This is a genomic window from Limnospira sp. PMC 289.06 (genome assembly GCF_032350395.1).
GTDB classification, from domain to species: domain Bacteria; phylum Cyanobacteriota; class Cyanobacteriia; order Cyanobacteriales; family Microcoleaceae; genus Limnospira; species Limnospira platensis.
Genome location: NZ_JARPLC010000002.1, coordinates 19,418 through 39,874 on the forward strand (window position 1 = coordinate 19,418; position 20,457 = coordinate 39,874).

At 44.1% G+C, this 20,457-nt stretch carries 16 protein-coding genes; 7 read left to right on the plus strand and 9 right to left on the minus strand.

Annotation, left to right across the window (positions count from 1 at the left end; translation table 11 throughout):
- Positions 1-46: 46 nt before the first annotated feature.
- A complete protein-coding gene (locus P5674_RS00880; RefSeq protein ID WP_006622004.1) occupies positions 47-271 on the minus strand; it encodes a hypothetical protein in 225 nt (74 codons plus the stop codon).
- A 362-nt stretch (positions 272-633) separates the two neighbouring features.
- On the opposite strand from P5674_RS00880, the gene P5674_RS00885 reads away from it, so the two are divergent.
- Together P5674_RS00885 and P5674_RS00890 are read left to right on the plus strand one after the other, a co-directional pair.
- Positions 634-3,843, plus strand: a complete 3,210-nt coding sequence (locus P5674_RS00885) for a hypothetical protein (protein WP_315669719.1) — start codon at positions 634-636, stop codon at positions 3,841-3,843.
- A 15-nt stretch (positions 3,844-3,858) separates the two neighbouring features.
- A complete protein-coding gene (locus tag P5674_RS00890) occupies positions 3,859-4,881 on the plus strand; it encodes a serine hydrolase domain-containing protein (protein WP_006622006.1) in 1,023 nt (340 codons plus the stop codon).
- Positions 4,882-4,941: 60 nt separating this feature from the next.
- Here the strand turns inward: P5674_RS00890 and P5674_RS00895 are convergent, their stop codons facing one another.
- A complete protein-coding gene (locus tag P5674_RS00895; RefSeq protein WP_006622007.1) occupies positions 4,942-5,496 on the minus strand; it encodes a DUF3124 domain-containing protein in 555 nt (184 codons plus the stop codon).
- 28 nt (positions 5,497-5,524) lie between these two features.
- The gene (locus tag P5674_RS00900) at positions 5,525-6,754 is read right to left on the minus strand and encodes a potassium/proton antiporter (RefSeq protein WP_008051942.1); all 1,230 of its coding nucleotides are present in this window, start codon (positions 6,752-6,754) and stop codon (positions 5,525-5,527) included.
- Positions 6,755-6,894: 140 nt separating this feature from the next.
- Between P5674_RS00900 and P5674_RS00905 the strand changes: the two genes are divergently transcribed.
- Complete coding sequence (locus P5674_RS00905; RefSeq protein WP_006670708.1) at positions 6,895-9,267, plus strand: DNA phosphorothioation-associated putative methyltransferase; 2,373 nt, start codon at positions 6,895-6,897, stop codon at positions 9,265-9,267.
- A gap of 135 nt (positions 9,268-9,402) precedes the next feature.
- The gene (locus tag P5674_RS00910; RefSeq protein WP_315669720.1) at positions 9,403-10,200 is read left to right on the plus strand and encodes a pentapeptide repeat-containing protein; all 798 of its coding nucleotides are present in this window, start codon (positions 9,403-9,405) and stop codon (positions 10,198-10,200) included.
- A 90-nt stretch (positions 10,201-10,290) separates the two neighbouring features.
- On the opposite strand, the gene P5674_RS00915 is transcribed toward P5674_RS00910, so the two are convergent.
- A complete protein-coding gene (locus P5674_RS00915) occupies positions 10,291-11,808 on the minus strand; it encodes a UbiD family decarboxylase (RefSeq protein WP_006670706.1) in 1,518 nt (505 codons plus the stop codon).
- Positions 11,809-12,223: 415 nt separating this feature from the next.
- On the opposite strand from P5674_RS00915, the gene P5674_RS00920 reads away from it, so the two are divergent.
- The 3 genes from P5674_RS00920 to galT all read left to right on the plus strand — a co-directional run bounded on the left by P5674_RS00920 (position 12,224) and on the right by galT (position 15,822).
- A complete protein-coding gene (locus P5674_RS00920; protein ID WP_006622013.1) occupies positions 12,224-13,624 on the plus strand; it encodes an NYN domain-containing protein in 1,401 nt (466 codons plus the stop codon).
- 86 nt (positions 13,625-13,710) lie between these two features.
- Positions 13,711-14,766 (plus strand): 4-hydroxyphenylpyruvate dioxygenase, encoded by a 1,056-nt coding sequence (gene hppD, locus P5674_RS00925; protein WP_006622014.1) that lies wholly within the window; start codon positions 13,711-13,713, stop codon positions 14,764-14,766.
- Positions 14,767-14,811: 45 nt separating this feature from the next.
- The gene (gene galT, locus P5674_RS00930; protein ID WP_315669721.1) at positions 14,812-15,822 is read left to right on the plus strand and encodes a galactose-1-phosphate uridylyltransferase; all 1,011 of its coding nucleotides are present in this window, start codon (positions 14,812-14,814) and stop codon (positions 15,820-15,822) included.
- 355 nt (positions 15,823-16,177) lie between these two features.
- Here galT and P5674_RS00935 read toward each other — a convergent pair whose 3' ends face one another.
- The 5 genes from P5674_RS00935 to yidC form a co-directional block, all read right to left on the minus strand.
- On the minus strand, positions 16,178-16,618 hold the full coding sequence (locus tag P5674_RS00935) for an SH3 domain-containing protein (RefSeq protein WP_006619271.1): 441 nt from the start codon (positions 16,616-16,618) through the stop codon (positions 16,178-16,180).
- 126 nt (positions 16,619-16,744) lie between these two features.
- The gene (locus tag P5674_RS00940; RefSeq protein WP_014277486.1) at positions 16,745-18,250 is read right to left on the minus strand and encodes an AAA family ATPase; all 1,506 of its coding nucleotides are present in this window, start codon (positions 18,248-18,250) and stop codon (positions 16,745-16,747) included.
- 7 nt (positions 18,251-18,257) lie between these two features.
- Positions 18,258-18,761 (minus strand): YceD family protein, encoded by a 504-nt coding sequence (locus P5674_RS00945; RefSeq protein ID WP_014277485.1) that lies wholly within the window; start codon positions 18,759-18,761, stop codon positions 18,258-18,260.
- A 37-nt stretch (positions 18,762-18,798) separates the two neighbouring features.
- Positions 18,799-19,275: a Jag family protein gene (locus tag P5674_RS00950; protein ID WP_014277484.1), complete on the minus strand. Its 477-nt coding sequence runs from the start codon at positions 19,273-19,275 to the stop codon at positions 18,799-18,801.
- An 8-nt stretch (positions 19,276-19,283) separates the two neighbouring features.
- The gene (yidC, locus tag P5674_RS00955; protein ID WP_006617145.1) at positions 19,284-20,456 is read right to left on the minus strand and encodes a membrane protein insertase YidC; all 1,173 of its coding nucleotides are present in this window, start codon (positions 20,454-20,456) and stop codon (positions 19,284-19,286) included.
- Position 20,457: the final 1 nt, after the last annotated feature.

Consider the following 20,457-nt stretch of genomic DNA (forward strand, 5'->3'; position numbering starts at 1 on the left):
GGTGAGTAATTATGGGGCAAATAAACATCCAGGGAAGGTTGGGAGGCTAGTAGCTTCCCTGGTTAGGAAAATGGAGGACGGGTAAGCGCGCGCCTCGGAAAACTTCCTCGCTACCCTCACTGAGACTCAACACCAACTCTTGCACTATAGGAATGGCAGCAAAAGCCACAACCACAGGGGTTGTGGCCAACCCCAAAAGCAAATCGGAAGGTAAAAGGGGGGTTTTCGGGGCTATAGGGTCGGAAACAGGGGTATCATCAGCAGAAGACATCTGTAACTTGCCTCAACAGTTGGTTAAGCTAACTATGCCAGAAGATGTGATCCGGGGCAACCTTCCCGTCAGAGAGGCCGCTGAGTTATGCTGAATATGTGCGGGCGGGTCGCTACCGCGTCCCCTGGGAAAATTGACTATGGGAATATGTATAATGGTATTGTCGGGGCTTAATTAGCCGGTTAGACTCTCGAAACGAACATAAAAACAGTAAGATCGTGGCAAGCAGTGGCCTGTCTGGTGCTGCCAAGAGTTGGGAAGCGAGGTCAGTTGGTTCTTTCAGGAGTTTAAGCCTGAGAGTACCCATGAACCCGGAATTCGGAATTGTGTAGATTGTAACTTATTTTGGCGTAATGTAGCGCGTGGTTAGGGATTATTCAGGATTAACGCAATGGTCAATTGATGCGATCGCCACAGCCGGGGTTGAGGTACAGACCAGGTTGCGAGGGAATCATTTACATATTTTGTGCGAGGGACAGCCCTCTCCTCGAGAGACGGTGGTGGTGTCTCAATTCAAGATGGCTTTAGACCGCACGCCACTAGAATCCTTGCTGCCCCGCGATGCGCCGAAAATTTATAAGATATTTGTTTCGGGTCGCGAGACAGGTGCTAAACGCCCGGAGTGGACGGTTAAACTGGATTATCCGACTTCGGCTACAGTACACGCACTGCACCCTCGGTCAACAGGAGATCAGGGTCAGGGTGTGGGACTGCGTAAATGGTTGGGGGATATAGCCGATCGCACATTCATTGGCGATCGCCAATCTTCCTCAACGACTACTGTTTCTGACCAGCCCCGGGTCATCATTACCCCGGTTAATGACACGGAGGCGGAAAATCAGCAGCCACCAACTGACCTAGCTACCCCTCCCGATAGTCCGGTGGAACCAGCCCTAGTGGCAACCCCGGAAAATTTAGCCCGCCGGGGTAATCCTGATGCGATCGCCAGTATTCTGAGCGAAATTATGGGCGGGTTGGGGGTCAGCGTCAAAGTCAGCATTCGCAACCAGAAAAGCGACAAATCAACCCTATGGAGATCTAAACGGCGGCGGTTATGGGTACTGTGTGAGTCAGCCTACAGCCCGGACCCTTCCCTATTAGCGGAACCTATAGCTAGTAGACTGCGGGAATTGCAACTGCAAGACTTCCGCGATGCCTGCATTTTACTAAGGGTGGAAGGGGAAACTAAAGCGGATTGGATGCTACGGATTGACCTAACTCCCCCCGATCGCATTCTGAAAGATTGGGCGCGCTGGGGAGACTCTGAGGCGATCGCCATTCTGCTTAATCAAAAACTAGCGGCACTAGATATTGGACTTAGGGCGACTCTGAAAGAATCTACCCTACACCTGTTTTGTCACCAATTAGGAGATACGAAAAATCATCGTCGTCGCCTCTCCCCCCAGAAGGAAACCGTTGTCACCGCTTGTCGGGAAATTTTAAATGCGATCGGCCCCCAAGGTATTCGCGCCGCCACTATTTACGGCGTAGAAATCAGCCCCACAGGTAAAGAAGCCCAAAAGCCGACTTGGATTGATTGGCTAAATTTACCTGCTTTTGAACATCCCGACCTGCAAACCCCCACCCAGACCCTCGCCGCCCAAGGGGATATCGATGCGATTAAATTCCAAATTGAACGTCTGATTAACCCTGACCTAGAAACTAAACTCGCCACCGGGGGAATTAAAGTTCTGGCGTTACGCAAGGGGAAATTTATCCATGTGATGACAGAAGCGCCTACTTGTCCTTCTCAGTCTCGCGTCGCCCTCGTGATCGCTAGATTTTTACAAGCCCAAGGAATTGAAGGGGTGGAAGGAGTCCGCATCTATGGACGGCGGGCGGGTCAAAAACACCCCCTCTGGCGCTATGGTATTTCCTTAAAACCGACGGAGATAGATCAACCATTAACTGCTTCGGAAGATTTTATCGACTCAGAATTAACCGCCACGGCGGTGGGAGAACAGGTCGGACAGTTGGTATTTTCTCCGGCTATTAATGTTGATGGTGCAGATAGTGATTTGCCATCATCTCAGGTTTTATCAGCACTGCATCACCTGAGCGAAACCATTAGCCAAGTTTTGATGGCTTCTCAGTTATTTACCAGTAAAAACTGCCCAGATATTGTCGTTGAAAAAACCTCTCAGAGGTATCAGAAACGCGCTCTGGCTGTGGCTTGTGGGCTACTGGGATTGCTGATGGTTTGGCAGAGCGATCGCCTGGTGGGGAGTCTGCTTGATTCTATTGCTATGACTGCTATCTCTGCTGATATTTCGGAGGCGGAAACTGAAGGGGAACAAGTCCCTACCTTGACACAAGACCCCCCCACGGGTTGGCTATCGAGTTTACAGGTGTTGGCTGTGAGTGAAGGTGATGGGGTTTTTAATGACTCTGGTTTTACTTCCCGACCAGGAAAATCGGCGATCGCTGCTGCTTGTGATATTGATGATACTCAATGCCGTTTGTCGCAATTTGTTTACCCGACTTTCCGCAGCCAACAACTAGATGAACAGATTGTCCGCTATCAACAATATATCGCCACCCATAAAAGACCCCCAGATATACTAATTATCGGCAGTTCTCGCGCCTTGCGAGGCATTGATCCAGAGGTTTTGAGTAGGGGATTGGTAGCAGAAGGTCATCCGCCTTTACGGGTGTTTAATTTTGGCATAAATGGGGCAACAGTGCAAATTGTTGATTTAATTATTCGGCGGATTTTGCCCCCTGAACAATTGCCTCAGTTGATTATTTTAGCTGATGGGGTGCGGGCGCTAAATAGTGGTCGAGAAGACCGGACTTATCAGGCGATTTCTGCATCAGAAGCCTATCAACAAATTAGCCAAGGAACTTTTCAAATTGTCCCCCCAGATTCCTTTGAACCACCCCCAAATCTTCAGGAAACTTTGATAGCATTGACGGAAAATGCCCTAGACGGAAGGTGGGACCAACAGCAGTTTCAACAGGCTATTCAAGAACAAATTTCCCAGGTATCCCAAGCCTATAGACAGCGCGATCGCTTCAAGGCAGTTTTACAATCTATTGCTAATGGTCGCGCCTTTGCTACCCCGCCAACCCCCTCGGAACAACAGGAATTAGCCGAGGCAGAAACCGAGGAGGAAGCTAGATTTTTGCCCAATGGATTTTTGCCTTTATCGGTGCGCTTTGACCCGGAAATTTACTATCAAAATCATGCTAAGGTTTCGGGTTATTATGATAGCGATTATCAAAATTTTCAATTAGACGGCATTCAGACCCAATCTTTGAAGAATATAATCGCTTATACTCAATCATTTCGGATTCCTGTGGTATTTGTCAATATGCCACTAACTGATCATTATTTTGACCCGGTTCGCAGTGCCTATGAGGAGAAATTCCGTGAACACATGGAGAGGGTGGCTGCTGAAACGGGTTTGGTTTTTCTCGATTTGGGGTGGCGCTGGTCGGATAATTATGACTATTTCTCTGACCCTAGTCATCTCAACCGCTATGGCGCGATCGCTGTGGCTGAATATTTGGCGACTCAAAAGGTGATTCCTTGGCCGGATAATGATATTATAGCTAATCCTAAACTATAATACACTCTAGTTGTAATGATGATGGCCTTAACTGAAAGTTTACAATTTCTTTTAGATGAAGCGACGGCGGAACAAAATGTGCCGGGGGGAGTTCTTTATGTGGCAACCCCTGAAGGCAAATATGAGATAGCATCGGGTTTTTCTTATGTTACCAAACGCCATAAAGTCCAGCGTCGCGATCGCTTTCGGATTGGTGGTATTAGTCAGGTTTTTGTGGCTACGGTGGTTTTACAATTATACCAAAATCGTAGCCTTGATTTAGAAGATAATTTGACGAAATGGCTGGATCAGGAAATCTGCGATCGCCTTGAAAATAGCGATAAAATTACCATTCGACAATTGCTTAATCATAGCAGCGGTTTAGATGATTACCTGGAAACTGATGAGTTTCAACAAGCCGCTAGTCAACGGGAAAAAAATCAGTTTTTGACGGCTAAAGAGGCTATCTGTTTGGCAGATAATTTAGAATCTCTGGGGGTTCCTGGCGCGGGTCATTGTTACTCGAATACTAACTATATTTTGCTAGAGTTGATTGTGGAAGCAGTAACCGGAAATCCTCTGTATCAAGAAATGCGATCGCGGATTTTTGACCCCCTCGGTTTAAAGGATACCTTTACCGAATACCGCGAAACTCCCCCCCCGAAACACAAGAGTTGTCAAAATTGCATCAGTCCGGAAAAATTAGGCACTGGTTTAGGCGATCGTGGCTTAATTTCCAGTGCTTATGATGTGGGAAAATTTGCCGAAACCCTATTTATGACTGATGAACTCTTAAATGAGGATACCTTTGATCAAATGATTAATTGGTTTCCAGATAATGAGGGGGGTTTTTATGGCTTAGGAGTTAATAGTTGGGATGCTAAAGAATGGGGAGATGTTTGGGGATACACTGGGGGAATAGATGGTTATTCATCAGCCTTATGGCATCTTCCTGATGAGGAAATGACTATTGTAGTTTTGCTGGATGAAGATACTAATACCACTCCCGATTATATCATTGAGCGGGTTCTGGCAGTTATTCTTGAGGATGAATTTTAATCGACTGTAGTTAAGTAACCCTCTCCCCCAGCGAGGGGGTTCTGAAAACCATCTAATTATCTATGGTTGATTATTAATTACTTGTCCTCGACTGGTAAAAGCTAACCCCTGGGTTCCTGATACACCAATCATTACTGATTCCATTATCGGTTCAGAAACGGCGCTTTCTGATACCCATTCAACCAGAAAATTAGCACCAGAACCCCCGCTAGTATTGCTTTGTTCAATAAAAAACTCCATGCTGGCGAGAGGTGGCATTTTCAGGGCACTATCAAGGTAATTTTTAACCAAATTACCATCAGTATTGTAGTAACTCACAGAAGTGATAATGATGGGAGAATTTGGGTCTGTATTGCGAATACTAAGTGTACTGGCTAAATTATAAGCCTGTTGGGTGTTTCGGAAATAGATATGAGAGTAAACCGGAATATAAACAGTTTGTCCTGCTATAGCTTGAATTTCACTAATATCAATGGTTTGAGCCGCATCGGTAAATTTTTCGGTTGTAGTTGATTCTAACCCCGATTGTTGTTGACCTGTTATGGTACTTGGTTGGGGTGTACAGGCGACTAAAATCACCGCCAATATCGCCCCTATAAATATGTTGATTTTCATGATAATTTTACCCCGCAAATTGAGATTTTTAATTTTCTGACTCCGCCATTAAATCAAGTTTATTAGCTAGAGGTGATAGGGATAGACCCTGAACCAGTAAAGATACAATCACCATAAAAAAGATGACATGAAAAATCTGATTAGCACCTTGAATACCAGCGGTTAAAGGAAAAGTTGCTAAAACAATGGGAACAGCCCCCCGTAAACCTACCCAAGAAACAAATAGTTTCTCTTTTATTGGCATCTTTACTAATGATAGACAAGAAAGGGTAGCAATGGGACGCGCCACGAAAATTAAAAATAAACCCATTGCTATTCCCACCGCAGCGATAGGAATAAGTTGGGACGGAATCACTAGCAATCCTAGGTTTAAGAACATGATAATTTGCATCAGCCAAGCTAGGGCTTCATAGAAACTAAAAATATTTTTTCCTGCACTAGGAAGGTGGGAATTGCCAACCACTAAACCTGCTATATAAGCAGCCAGAAAACCATTACCACCGACAACGGTACTTAAACCATAGGTCAGCAAAGTTAGAGCGAGTGTCATTACAGAATATAGCCCTTCAGCAGTTAAATTCATGCTACGAATGGCCCAAACTGTCCCCTTGCCCAAGCCATATCCCATCGCCAGGCCCATCAACATTTGCATAATCACCGATAGGATTAAAGACCACAATGAGAACTGCCCTTGTTCCAAGATTTGCACGATTTCAATAGTTAGTAAAGCGGCCATGGGGTCATTACTGCCAGATTCAAATTCTAGCAAAGGTTGCAGATTTCCCCGCAGACCTAAATTACCCGATCGCAAAATTGAAAATACGGCGGCTGCATCAGTAGAAGAAATAATCGCCCCTAACAATAATCCTTCAGTTAAATTAATTCCTCTTACGCCAATATTAAAGGTGGAAAAGGAACCCAGCATAAACCAAGCAAAAATCCCTAATAAAAGAGTGGTTAACCCGACTCCTACTGTAGCGAGAGTGAGTCCGGGAATTAACACGGGACGAATTTTCGCCCACTTAGTATCTAGTCCGCCGGAAAATAAAATAATAGTCAGCGCCATATCTCCGATAGTCCTGGTTAATTCGGGATTGTTATATTCAATAGCGCCTATACCTTCGGAACCCGTGACAATTCCAATCATTAGGAACAGTAGCAAACTAGGAACACCTAAGTGAATGGCAGCTTTACTAGCAATGACACTAGCTAACAGCAGGATAGCAATGGCAATAGATAAATATTCGATCGCAATCATCTAAAATTTCGGTTAAGGTTTGGCGGAAACTGCTAAATATATAGCAATCTTTTTGAAAAAAGACAAGGGAGGAATTTTCCTGGAGGTCTTTATGTCATATAATAGCTGCTAAGATAGTCCGACTGTGGAGATCAGTTGCAATGAACAACCATGATGTCATTCAGTGTAGCAGTGACAGTTGGGATTTTGCCATCAATCACCGCCCAACAACGGGTTTAAATGTTCACCCCACCGCCGATGATTTGATTTTATACTTAGCCCAGAAAGCGATTGAATTTCAGCTTCCCCCCCAGATTAACCGATTTAGTGACCTTTCGACACAGTGGCATGAGGAAATCGATCGCACTTTTGGTAGCTACCAGCAAGCCTGTGTGAGGGTTAACCAGCTTTTACTAGCCCTTCATCAACTTAGGGCGATCGCCCATTGTTGTCACCAAAGCCCCATTGGTAAAAAACTCCCCGCCGCGCTGTATGTGCATATTTCTGCCCTTAACCGCCTTGACCCGCTGCTGCGCCTGTATGAACATCTAGCCCGCCAAGCGCTTAACCCAGTTCCCCCCACAACTCTGATTAAATTTCATACGGATAAACCGATTATTTCTTATTTATTTTACCCAGATTTTGATACAGATGCTCACCCGGATTTAGCCACGAGTTATCAAGTGATAGTCCCTAGGGGTAGAGTAAATTTTTCTAACTATACTAACAGCAATAACCCGCCTATCCTACACCGTAAAGAAACTTTTGTGGCGGCGGACTATCCCCTTTATGACAGTTTTTACCAATTAACCCAGATGGAGGAAAAGCTAGGATTGTTGAGTAAAAAAACTCGACTTTATAGCAGTATTGGAACCCGCCAAGGTTGGTTAAATCATCTGGTTAGATGTGGTGTGGCGATTCAGGATCATCAGGTGGTGTATCTGTCTGATCAGGAATGGGAAACAGCTACGATTACTCCTCGCATTGAACGCCACAAAGCTGCGATAATTCGGAAAAGTTTATCTCGCCCTGTACGCCTGGCGCTGGAAGCGGGATTATTTCGGGAAAATAGCAGTTTCTTTGATTATGGTTGTGGTTATGGAGGTGATTTAAAACAAATAAGCGATCGCGGTTATTTATCAGCAGGTTGGGACCCTTACTATTCCCCAGAAACTGCCCAAATTGTATCGGAAATTGTGAATCTGGGTTATGTGATTAATGTGATTGAATGTCAGGTGGAAAGACGGGAAGCATTAATTCGGTCCTGGGAGTTAACGGAAAGGGTGTTAATTGTGGCGGCGCAAATTTTGATTGATGATTGCGATCGTGGTATTATTGCTTATGGAGATGGGGTGATTACTAATCGCAATACTTTTCAAAAGTATTACCAGCAAGAGGAGTTGAAAATCTATATTGATCAGGTTTTGAATGTGGATTCAATCCCGATTGATTTGGGTGTTTATTTGGTATTTAGAGATGAATCAGAAGCTGAGAATTTTCGCGCCTCCCGATTTCGATCGCGAGTTTCTTCTCCCCGCATTTGTGTCCAGGTTAAGCGTTTTGAAGAATATCAAGAACTCCTGCAACCTTTGATAGAGTTTTTGTGCGATCGCGGTCGGCTTCCGGTGGGGTCAGAACTGCCACAAACTTCCGAAATTGAGGCAGAATTTGGAACTATTAAACGCGCTTTTAAGGTAATTATGCAAGCCACTAACTCACAAGAATGGGAAAAAGTAGCAGATCGTCGTCGCCAAGATTTGCTGGTTTATCTAGCCCTCAGTCAGTTTGGAAAACGTCCGAAATTGTCGGATTTATCTGCACAGGTCAAAAATGACATTAAAGGGTTATTTGGTAGCTATAAGAAGGCTTGTGCTTTGGCTGATGTCATGCTTTATAGTATGGGGAACCCTGATATAATTGCTGAATGCTGTTATCATAGCGAAATAGGTCAGAAGCGCCCAAACTCCCTTTGGGTTCATATTAGCGCCCTAGAGAAACTCGACCCCCTGTTAAGGGTGTATGAGGGTTGCGCCCATCAGACGATTGGACGCTTAGAAGGAACAACGTTGATTAAATTTCATATTAAAACGCCGAAAATAACCTATTTATTTTATCCTGATTTTGATACTAATCCTCATCCGGTCCTACAAACCAAAATGGCGATCGACCTGCGAGATCTCCAGGTCAGTTATCGAAGTTATCAGGGTGCTAATGCTCCGATTCTTTATGCTAAGGAAGCCTTCGTTACCCCAGACTATCCCTCGTATGAAAAGTTTGCTAAACTTACCTGTCAGGAACAAGACTGGGGGCTTCTGGATGACAAATCAGCTATTCAAACCCTCGGAGGTTGGTTAAAATGTCTGGAGGAACACTGCGCGGAAATTCGAGGACATAGAGTTTATTGGCGATCGGATGCTGATCCTTATCAGGTTAAACTGATGAAATCAGCCCGCCGAAATCGTCGCCCAAAATCCCAATCTGTGGACGACCATACCGGAACAGAAAACCAGGAAACCACACCCAGTGAGGAGTAATTCATTATCATCTTAAACCTCTCCATAGTAGCATATTTTTGTGTTTTTTAACCTGCCACGACTCATTGATGATATTGATATTAACGACCCGGACAATTGCCCTTTAATTTTAACTAACTAGGAGATAAAAGCCAGATGAATGCTGAAACATTACTAGCATCTTATGCTCAAGGGGAGCGAGATTTTCACAAGGCTATTTTAATTGGCGCTCAACTTCAAGGGGCTGATCTTAATAGCATTAATCTGAATAAAGCTAATTTGATGAATGCTACTCTTACTCAAGCGAATTTAAGTCTAGCAGAAATGATAGAAGCTAATTTAATTAATGCGGATATGGGTCATGCTAATCTCCGGGGTGCAGATTTGACCAAAGCCTATTTGAATGGGGCTAATTTGATGGGGACTTCTCTTAATCAGGCTCAACTATTTAGTACCAGTATGGGTGGTGTCAATTTAATTTATGCCCAGCTAATTGGCGCGGATCTCAGACAGGCTAACTTAACTCAAAGCAAACTGATTGGGGCTAATCTGAGTAATGCTAACCTGCAAGATGCACAACTAAATAATACTAATCTGATTGGTGCAGATATACGTGGTTCTATGTTACTCAATGTTGATTTTAGGGGGGCTAATTTGAGTAGTACTTTAATTAATGATGACACTCAGTTAGACCCTAAGTGGCGTGTGATTTGGAAAATTTCTAATCATGGGGGTCAAAAACATGATTTAACTAATGCTGATTTGACGGAAGCTAATTTAATTGGGGTGAATTTGAAAGAGGCTAATCTCAAGGGCGCAGATTTGCGAGGGGCTAATTTGAGTGGCGCTTTTTTGACTAATGCTCAAGTAGAAGGCGCTCAATTTAAAGGGGCGATTGGACTTTCGGAAAATGCCAAGTTTGACTTGAAAAACCGGGGGGCGATTTTTGATTAAATCAACTCATCAAAGGCGGGTTTTGGGGCTTATTTTTAGCTGTCAATAGCTGTCAATAGCACGGATAAACCCGCCCATATACGGTTGGGGTCACTGAATATAATTCATTTCGTAGCCAAATTTATTAGGGTCAACTTCGTTTAAATTCAAATCTCCTAACCCATATTCAGCCCAGCGACGTTCCACCATTTTAGCGACATCTGGATCAGATTCTAAGGCTTCCCCCCATTCGTGTTCGGTTTCTGGGGGGATTTTGGTGGTCGCATCAATACCCATCCTTCCCCCTAAACCAATTTTTTCACTCGCAAAATCTAAACTATCAAAGGGGGTATGGGGGAGAATAAATACATCCCTTGATGGGTCAACTTTTGAGGCGATCGCCCATACTACTTGGCGCGGATCGCGGATATTAATATTTCGATCCACCACGATCACAAATTTGGTATAGGTAAACTGCGGTAAAGCACTCCAAAAGGCTAAAGCCGCGCGGCGCGCTTGTCCGGGATAAGCCTTATCAATGGAAATAATTGCGGCTTTGTAGCTGAGGGCTTCCATTGGTAAAAAGAAATCACAAATTTCTGATACCTGCTGGCGCAGAATAGGAGTATAAATCCGATTAAGGGCGATCGCCATCATCGCCTCTTCTTTGGGTGGTCGTCCGCTAAAAGTAGTTAAATAAATAGGATCATGGCGGTGGGTGACACAGTGAAACCTAATCAGTGGCGAATCTTCGACACCCCCATAATAACCCATGTGATCACCAAAGGGTCCATCGGGTAGCACTTCCCCTGGGGTGATAGTTCCTTCTAGGACAAATTCTGAATCTGCGGGAACTTCTAAATCCACCGTTTTACACTTAGCCAATTGTACCCCAGAACCCCCATATAATCCCGCAAATAACCATTCAGATAAATCTACGGGAATGGGAGTAGCCGCCGCCATGATAATCAGCGGATCAACACCTAGGGCGATCGCAATTTCTAACTTTTTACCATTTTCCGCCGCCTTCCGCAGATGTCTCGCGCCACCACGCACGGATAACCAGTGAACAGTCATGGTATTATGAGACTGTAATTGTAAGCGATATACACCTACATTAGGAGTTCCGGTTTCACAATCTTTAGTGATTACCAATCCTAAAGTAATAATTTTTCCCGCATCACCAGAATAAGGGCGAATCATGGGAATTTTAGTTAAATCTACCTCTTCTCCCTCAATCACCACCTCCTGACAGGGAGGAAACCAATTCCGCCCAGGTTTGGCTTTCACCACATCAAATAAAACCTTACCAAAATCTATCGCCTGGGAGATTTTTTTAGGTGGTTTAGGTTGCTGTAACATCCCCAGTTTTTTACCTAATTCTTCTAACTCCTGGGGCTGTTCCATATTCATCGCCCAACAGACCCTTTGTTCGGTCCCCAACAGGTTCACGGCTACCGGGTAAGCGGCACCTTTGACATTTTCAAATAACAGCCCAGGACCGCCACACTGTAGCATTCGGTTGGAAATTTCGGCAATTTCTAAATCCGGGTCTACCAGGGCGCTAATTCTTCGTAACTGTCCCCGTTCTTCTAATATTTTCAAAAATCCCCGCAGATCTCGTGCCATGATTTTTACAGTTTTTCAATTAACTGTTTTCTATTGTGACATAATCCTGTTAATCATGGTACTTATCAAACCTCAATTATGGTGCGATCGAACCATTATTGCCTCACTGTTCCCTCAACGGGAAATCACTATCCACGGAGTCCCGGACAGCCAGAGTCCCTGGCTCAGATGATTATAACCCTTAGATGTCCGTAGGTTTGCTGATGATCCTATCCCCTGATTATACCCAAGTATGATATCATTATCAACGTCAGGGGTATAATCTTGTTGGGGTGCGTGATTAGACCCCAAAAGAGGAGTAGTTAAGCCATTAGTCGGATGGGGGATCATAGTTATTGACGATGATCCACCCGATCGCCATCCTCCATGCTAATCTAAAGAATAGAGAACAAATTTTGACGGTTTGTGTAGGGGTATGCCCCATAAGTCGCTCGTGCCACAGACGAATAATGGAACTACGGCGGTTAATCAGATCAGTAACCTGATCTATCAGACCGTTGTGTCGTTTCAACAACAGCACCCGGAGTGCTTACATATCCGCTATCAGAGTGTTTCCTGGGAACAACCTGAGTATAAAACTAAACTGTTAGCTAAATTGAATCACGGGTTGGGTCAAGCGCCTAACCCCGAAGTATTGCTATCTTGGGTGAGATCTTATCTGAGATCTCTGCTAAATTCAGAAGCGATCGCTACTAATACCTTTAATCAACTCAAGCCTAAACTTCAGCAACTCCTCAATTACGATAAAAACCAACATCTAAATGCTTCGATTCCTAACTTAAATGGTAATGGAATGATTGATAAAGGAGCGAGTATTCTACTACTTGATGCGGAAAATATTCAGCTAAACGCTGACGCCGAAAAGTTTTTAGAAAAAATCTGTCATTATCCTTTACAAATTAGGGTGGCTTTTGCGAACTGGCGCAGTTTAGGCAAAAAAGATGCCGAGTTTCATCAACGAGGCTATCAGTTGATTCATGTACCCGCAGGAAAGGATAGCGCGGATTTCAAAATGGCAACGGTGGGGTCATCAATTTTTGTACACTATCCTACGGCGCGAGAAGTGCTGGTTTGCTCATCAGATCAAGCCTTAATTCATCTCTGTAATACTTTACAATCTCACGGTTTGACTGTTTATCATGTCCGCAAAGATCAAGACCAAATTGTGGTATTTAATAGTCAAAATGGCACGACTCAAAAATATTCCTTATCATCGTCCAAAAAAGTTATTCCCAAAGTGGAAGAATTGCTGCAACAATTGCAAGAGTTAATTGTGGCTGAACAAAAGCGCACTAATTGCTATTGGATTAAGCTAACCAAAATATCTAGCCTTTATCATCATCAACATAAATTGACTTTGAGCCAGGTAATTGCTGAACACTTTATTGATTTTAAAGTCCAGGATATTTTTCTCAAAAACCCTCTGATTTTTGCGGTACATAAAATCTCAGATCAATCTCAAATTTATGTAACTTTATTTAATGAAAATTTCACGATTTCTACGGATAGCTTACCACCCAAGACTGCCCATAAAAATAAATCAAACACTACACCGACACCAATCAAATCCACCGATGATTTAGAAAATGCGTTAGTTAGTATTATCAAAGAAATAACTAAAAAATCCCCTAATTCTTTAGTGGATGTCTCAATTTTAGCGAGTAATTTTATGACCAAATATCATGTACCTATCAATAAGTTACTTCGCCAATTGAATCATAGCAAAAAATTACCCAATTTTTTGGAGTCTTGCGGTTCCTTTCACCTCAAACAAACCTCCAGAGGTTGGCAGGTTGGTTTATTAAATCCGAACTGAGTTAATTTACCCACGATCGCCTGTCTGTATCTCTTATACTAAAAGGTGGATTGTCTCAATTATGGCCAAATTGTCATCACTAATTTATGGAGTTCGACCACATTCATATCTATGTTGAGGATGCCATAGTATCTCGCAACTGGTTTATCGACAAATTCGGATTTGAGGAGGTGGGACAAAACATCAATGATCACGATCATACAATCACCATGGCCAATGGTCCGATTTATATCCTCCTGTCCTCACCCCGCCACCCACAGAGTCCGGTGGCGAACTTTCTCCGCCAACACCCCCCCGGAATTGCTGATATAGCCTTTCGGGTAGACAATTTATCCGAAACAATAGATCGCGCTATTTCTGGCGGCGCAAAACTTCTGCAACCCGTACAAAGCCATGATAGTGCGATCGCTGCTAGTCAATGGGGAATTATTTCCGGTTGGGGTTCCTTGCAACATTCCCTGATTGAAGTTAAGGCTATTTCCCCCTATAAATGGCTTCCCGGCTGTCAATACCCAATTAAACTAAAGCGATCGCCGATTCATTTAACAGCCATTGATCATGTCGTCTTAAATGTCGAAGTAGGTGATCTCAATGTTGCGGCAAACTGGTACAATTCTGTTTTAGGACTCAACCCCGAACAAAGTTTTAACATTCAAACTGATTACTCTGGCTTATACAGTCAGGTGATGACATCCCCCCAAGGAAAAATTAAATTTCCCATCAATGAACCCGCCTCCCCAAATTCCCAGATTCAAGAATTTTTGAATTTTAACCGAGGTTCAGGAATACAACATATTGCACTGACGACAACCAACATTATTGAAACCGTTGGTTTTCTCAAAAATCAGGGTTTACAATTCTTATCAATTCCCGAAAATTATTATGATACAATCGAGGCTAGGGGAGCTGCTTGCCGACTACAGCAAGATTGGGAACTCGTCAAAAAAAATCAAATTTTAGTAGACTGGCATCCTTCAAATTCAGCATCAATGCTGTTGCAAATTTTCACCCATCCAATTTTTAATCAACCCACTTTTTTCTGGGAATTAATAGAACGTCGTCAGTCAGCACAAGGATTTGGTGAAGGCAATTTTCAGGCTCTTTTTGAAGCGATAGAAAGGCAACAGATAGACCGTAGTTAACCACCCTCAAAACCGCCTATTTATGCTCATACTTAGGAAAATATAATGACTGAACTACGACAAAACTTAATCACTAGAGACTGGGTAATTATTGCCTCAGAAAGGTCTAAAAGACCCCATGAATTTGCGCCCCCCTTGTCTAAACTAGAACCCTTACCTACCTACCGAGATGACTGTCCATTTTGTCCCGGAAATGAACATCTAACCGGAACTCAAGAGTGTTTACGACTGGCTGATAATGGTGGTTGGCGAGTGAGAGTAGTAGGGAATAAATATCCGGCTCTCTCTGATGTTGGTCAACGAGTTCGTCATGGTGAAGGTATCTTTAAATCCCTGTCGGGAGTGGGATATCATGAAGTAGTAATCGAACACCCTCGCCACGATTTAAATATTGCTTTGATGGATATTAAAGACATTAGCAATATTCTCCGGGTCTATCGCCAACGCTATGGCGAACTACGAAAAGACCCTAGAGTTGAAACCATCATTATTTTTAAAAACCACGGAGGAAGTGCTGGGACTTCTTTAGAACATCCTCACTCCCAAATTGCAGCCCTTCCTATTGTTCCTTATCAATGGCGCGATCGCGCTAGGGAAGCAGTCCGCTACTACGATGATACGGGAGAATGTCTTTTTTGTCGCACCCTCAAAGATGAACTAAAAGCAGGCGATCGCATTATTTACGCAGGGGAGCATTTTGTGGCATTTATTCCATACGCCGCCCTTTCCCCGTTTCATACATGGATTTTTCCCCGCAATCACGCTTCTTCCTTTGATGAAATTACGGATTTAGAAATCCCGGATTTAGCCCAAACGCTAAAAGTAGTAATGTCTCAATTTTATTTTGGTTTAAATAACCCCGATTTCAACTATACTATTCGTTCCATACCCACGGCTGAACAGCGCACGGATTATTTCCACTGGTATATTGCCATCATTCCCCGCGTTTCCCTAACCGCCGGCTTTGAACTAGGAAGCGGAATGTATATTAATACATCTGTTCCCGAAGAAAGTGCCGAATTTTTACGCTCTATTAAAATTCCCTCTAGTATTTGAAAAAGTCATCATTGCTGTGGGTCATTGCTGAGGGCCGCTTACAGGAGCAAAAAAAAGGCGACCCAGGGGCAGCTTATATCTGATGAAAACCGCGTTCTGAATTGTTGGCCTTGTTTTAGGCACTAATCCAGTGAGATACTACGAAAGAGATGCTACGAAAGATGAGTGAGCTTTGATGCTCAGAATAGGTAAGTATTATATATAATCTCAAGGTGTGGCAGATTTGGCAGTGATCGCGATCAAGTAAATCAGTGAATTTACGGATGGAAACTGGTGATGGGTTTCATACCCTAAGTGCGATCGCCTCATGGTGAAAGTTGTGTTTCAGATCACATCTGCCATCAACCCCAAGAATTTAGTTAATAGGCTCTGTATTGCCACCCCTTACCCAACCCGTGCGACCCTCATCAGTTGCAGCGCGAACCCGCTGCCATTGTCTATCTCCGCTATCTTCCAAAACAATAACCTCTTCTTGATATCCGACCCCACCGACCCGGTTAGCATTAAGACTAGGACTCTCCCTGATAATTAACCCAATGGGTTGAACCACGATCGCCCGATAGGCTCCCTCCTCTAATTGTGGCTCAGGTTCAGGAGTAGGCTCAGGAGTAGGCTCAGGAGTAGGGGTGCTGGCTGTTTCAACCACCACTGGTTGATCAGTAGCAAAAGTCGGCTTTTCCGGGAGTTCTGTCAACCTAGCGGCAAAGTACAAAGCCGCGGCCAGAGTTGCACCCGCCAAAATCAAGATAGCTAGGAACACACCGACTAAAAACTTAAAGATGCCATAAAGACTCATAGTATTTGGGGAAACATTTATTATCTGATCCGGATCGCCAAAAACAATCGACTAAATCAAACCTGATGATAGCGAACATTGGGACCACATCAAGGGGAGCCACAAATGACATAGCCTATTCCCCGTCTAAAATAGCTTATTGAGGCTATCTTGTCGGGAAGCCAATCTAGCCTTACCCGCCGCCGCCCAATCCTGTAAAAATTGAATCTGATCGCGGGCTGTACGAGCCAGAGGTATCATTTGACTAGCCGATTCCAGTATATCCTCAGTAGTGAAATCACGATTTTGACTAAAACCAATGTGCATAGCTTCAATCAAAGTTTGCTCAATTTCCGCCCCAGAGAAATCCGGCGTTTCATAAGCTAGGCGATCGATATCGTAATTTTTGAGACTTTGGGGGCGCAATTTAGTTAGGTGTACCTCAAAAATCGCCTTCCGCTCATCTTGGTTAGGCAAACCCACAAAAAATATCTCATCAAATCTACCCTTACGCAGAACTTCTGGCGGTAAAGATTGGATATTATTAGCAGTAGCCACGACAAAAACCGGAGAAGTTTTCTCAGCCAACCAAGTGATCACAGTGCCAAATACCCGGCTAGTTGTACCCGCATCGCCCTTACCATCAACCCCCGCAAAGGCTTTATCTATTTCATCAATCCATAGGACACAGGGAGCGAGAGCCTCTGCTAACTGAATCATTTGGCGAGTCCGAGATTCTGACTCTCCCACCAGTCCCGCAAACAACCGCCCCACATCTAAACGTAATAAGGGTAAATGCCAATGGTGAGCGATCGCCTTAGCCGTCAGAGATTTACCCGTCCCCTGAATCCCCACCAGCAGCAAACCACGGGGATAGGGCAATCCATACTGTCGCGCCCGTTCCGAAAAAGAGCCGCCCCGCCGTAGTAGCCAATCTTTGAGGTTATCGAGTCCGCCAATATCAGATATATTTTCCTTGGCCGGGTAGAAATCCAAAATCTGAGTTTGGCGAATAGTTTGGCGTTTTTCTTCCAAAATCAGCTCTATATCACTGGGTTGTAGTTCCCCATGATTAGCGATCGCCTTAGCCAAAATCCGCCTAATTCGCTCCATAGACAGACCCTGAAACGATCGCACCATTTCATCTAACAGACGCGGTTCCGGGGTTTGTCCCGTTGCCATCAATAGCCCTTCTACCGACTTAGCAATAGTGGGGCGATCGGGTAACGGAAATTCCAGAATCGTGATCACTTCGCTGAGGTCTTCAGCAATAGTAACTTGGGGGGAAATAATCACCAAATTTTTCGGTTGAGACTTCAGGCTACGCGCCAGGTTACGGATTTTACGAGAAATCGAAATATCATCTAAAAACCGATGAAAGTCCCGCAAAATAAAAATCGCCGGTGTCGTGTCCGGCACTTTTTCCACAAACTCCAAAGCTAGTAAGGGGTTACGAACCGCCAATCCTATATCATTAGGATTTCCCTCGTTGTAACCGTCCACAAAATCCCACACATAAACCGCTCGATTGCCTTGGTTCTTTCCTATCTGCTTGATAGCTAACTCCAGGCGCTCCTCCTCTAATGTGGGAATATAAATGACCGGATAGCGCGATCGCAGTAATAATTCAAACTCCTGGTTAAATTGGCTCATCGCTTTTTTATCCAGATAATTGTTTTTTTAACGCTTCCAAGGCTGCCCAGCGGCTATCAATCTGTGCATCTACTGATTCCGAAACCGGCTTCGGTGCAGCAGGTAGTTGACAATCTTGGTCACACAGTTTACGACCTGGCAGTTCCAAACACAATTGCTGATAAAACCAATCCGTAGGAGAAAAATGCCCTTGAGGGTCCAGAGTTTCCACCAAATCCTCAAAAGCCACCTCCACCTCTTCCGCGATCTGGTAATCCGATTTTTCCAACCAGATCACCTCAGAAGTCTTGATTTTCAAGCGGTGGTTGTACTGTTTCAGACAGCGATCGCAGGTCAAAGTCACAATCGCTTCCGCACGACCCTGGATATCCAAAAATGTCGTCCTATGACTAACTCGCATATACCCTCGCACCGGAGTCAGAGTATCCAAATCCGGGATAAACTCCTCAAACTGAAACTCCACCGTCCGCTGATGTGCATTAAGCAAATGAGGGATGTAAATAGCATCCATAATATTTCCGCCCTCGCTCCCCATGCCAAAATGTTTGTCAGGCTTTCGCTTTAATCACTAGACGGCGATCGGGTTCACTCCCCTGACTATAAGTTTCCACACCCTCACTATCCTTGAGAATATTATGGATTAGCCGTCGTTCCACCGAAGATAGAGACTTAATTTCTAACTCAATCCCCGTTTGTCGCACCTGACTCGCCGCATTTTCTGCCAAAGCCCTTAATTCTTGGTAGCGGCGGGCACGATACCCATTTAGCTCCACAGTGTAAGCCACTTTTTCACCGTTGTCTTTCCCCAAATTCAGAATTGTATTCACCAAATACTGAATCGAATCGAGTCCCTCACCACCATCACCAATCAGATTTTTAGCCTGTTCAGGGGACAGATTGGGATTTTCAATGGTTAACCACCAGGAGTCCTCCTCCTGCTTCAGGACCACATTACTCGAAATATCTCCTAGTTTTAGGAGTTCCTCTATCCACTCCTGACCTTGACTAATTTGAGTCTTCTCCATTGCTTAGTTTATGCCTTCTTCTTAGAATGTCCTGGTTCAAAAGGAAGTGAAGCACGTCCACTTTCACCTTGTTTCTTGTCTTTTTTGTCTTTTGTGCTGGTTTTCGCGCTAGACTCCTCCACAATTTTCTGGAGATTCTCCGGTAAAGGTTCCCGCGACAAGATAAACGCCTGACCTGTTTGGAAAATATTAGCAATCAGCATATACAGTAAAACACCAGCCGGTAGTGGGAAGAAGAAAAACATCCCCGTAAATAAAACTGGCGTGATTTTGTTAACCGTATCTTGTTGAGGATTACCAGAACCAGCTTGATTTTGACCAGATAGTACCTGGTTAATATACAAACTAATCCCAAATCCCAAAATCATCCCCACTATATCCCAGTGGATATTACCATCATCATCAAAAGCTCCTACCCGTCCCAAGGCATCAATAAACAAAAATCCCTTATCAGCAGCAATTCCTTTCAGGCTGGCTTGGATAGTCACTTCACCCGGTTTCACCGCTACCAAATTGCCTTCATCATCAATCTGAACCTTATCTTCCCCCTTAGTTACCATCCAATGGGGTTTAACTTTCGGATTTTCGTAACTATCGAGCTTCGACCGTAGACTTTCACCCTGTGCTGTTTCAAATTTGACCTCGGTTTTTTGTCCCACAGCCAAACTATTACCAGTATCAATCAACGCCTGTACCGAAGAGTGAACCCCATCTGCTACATAAACATTCTGAGCCTTACTCTTATATATTTGCGGTTGAATTTGCTCAATTTGTTCTTGGGGAAAAATTTGCAGGTCAATGGTGTAGTTAACATCCGAGAAAGGTGATCCTCGCAGGGTAGCAAACAAAGCAAATAGAATTGGCATCTGTAGCAGTAATGGAAAGCAACCCGCCAGAGGATTACCCAATTCCTTATATACTCTGCTCATCTCTTCGCGTTGTTTCACCGGGTCATCTTTATAGAGCTTTTGAATTTTGTCCACTCGCTCTTTCATCAGCGGTTGCGTCACCTTCATCCGCCGCATATTCCGAATTGACCCAGCATTCAGCGGATATAGTGCAAAACGAATCACCAGAGTTAAGGCTACGATCGCCAAACCGTAACTAGGGACGATCCCGTAGAAAAAATCCAGGATCGGTAACATCAAATTGTTGGAAAGAAACCCAATACCAAAGTCCATG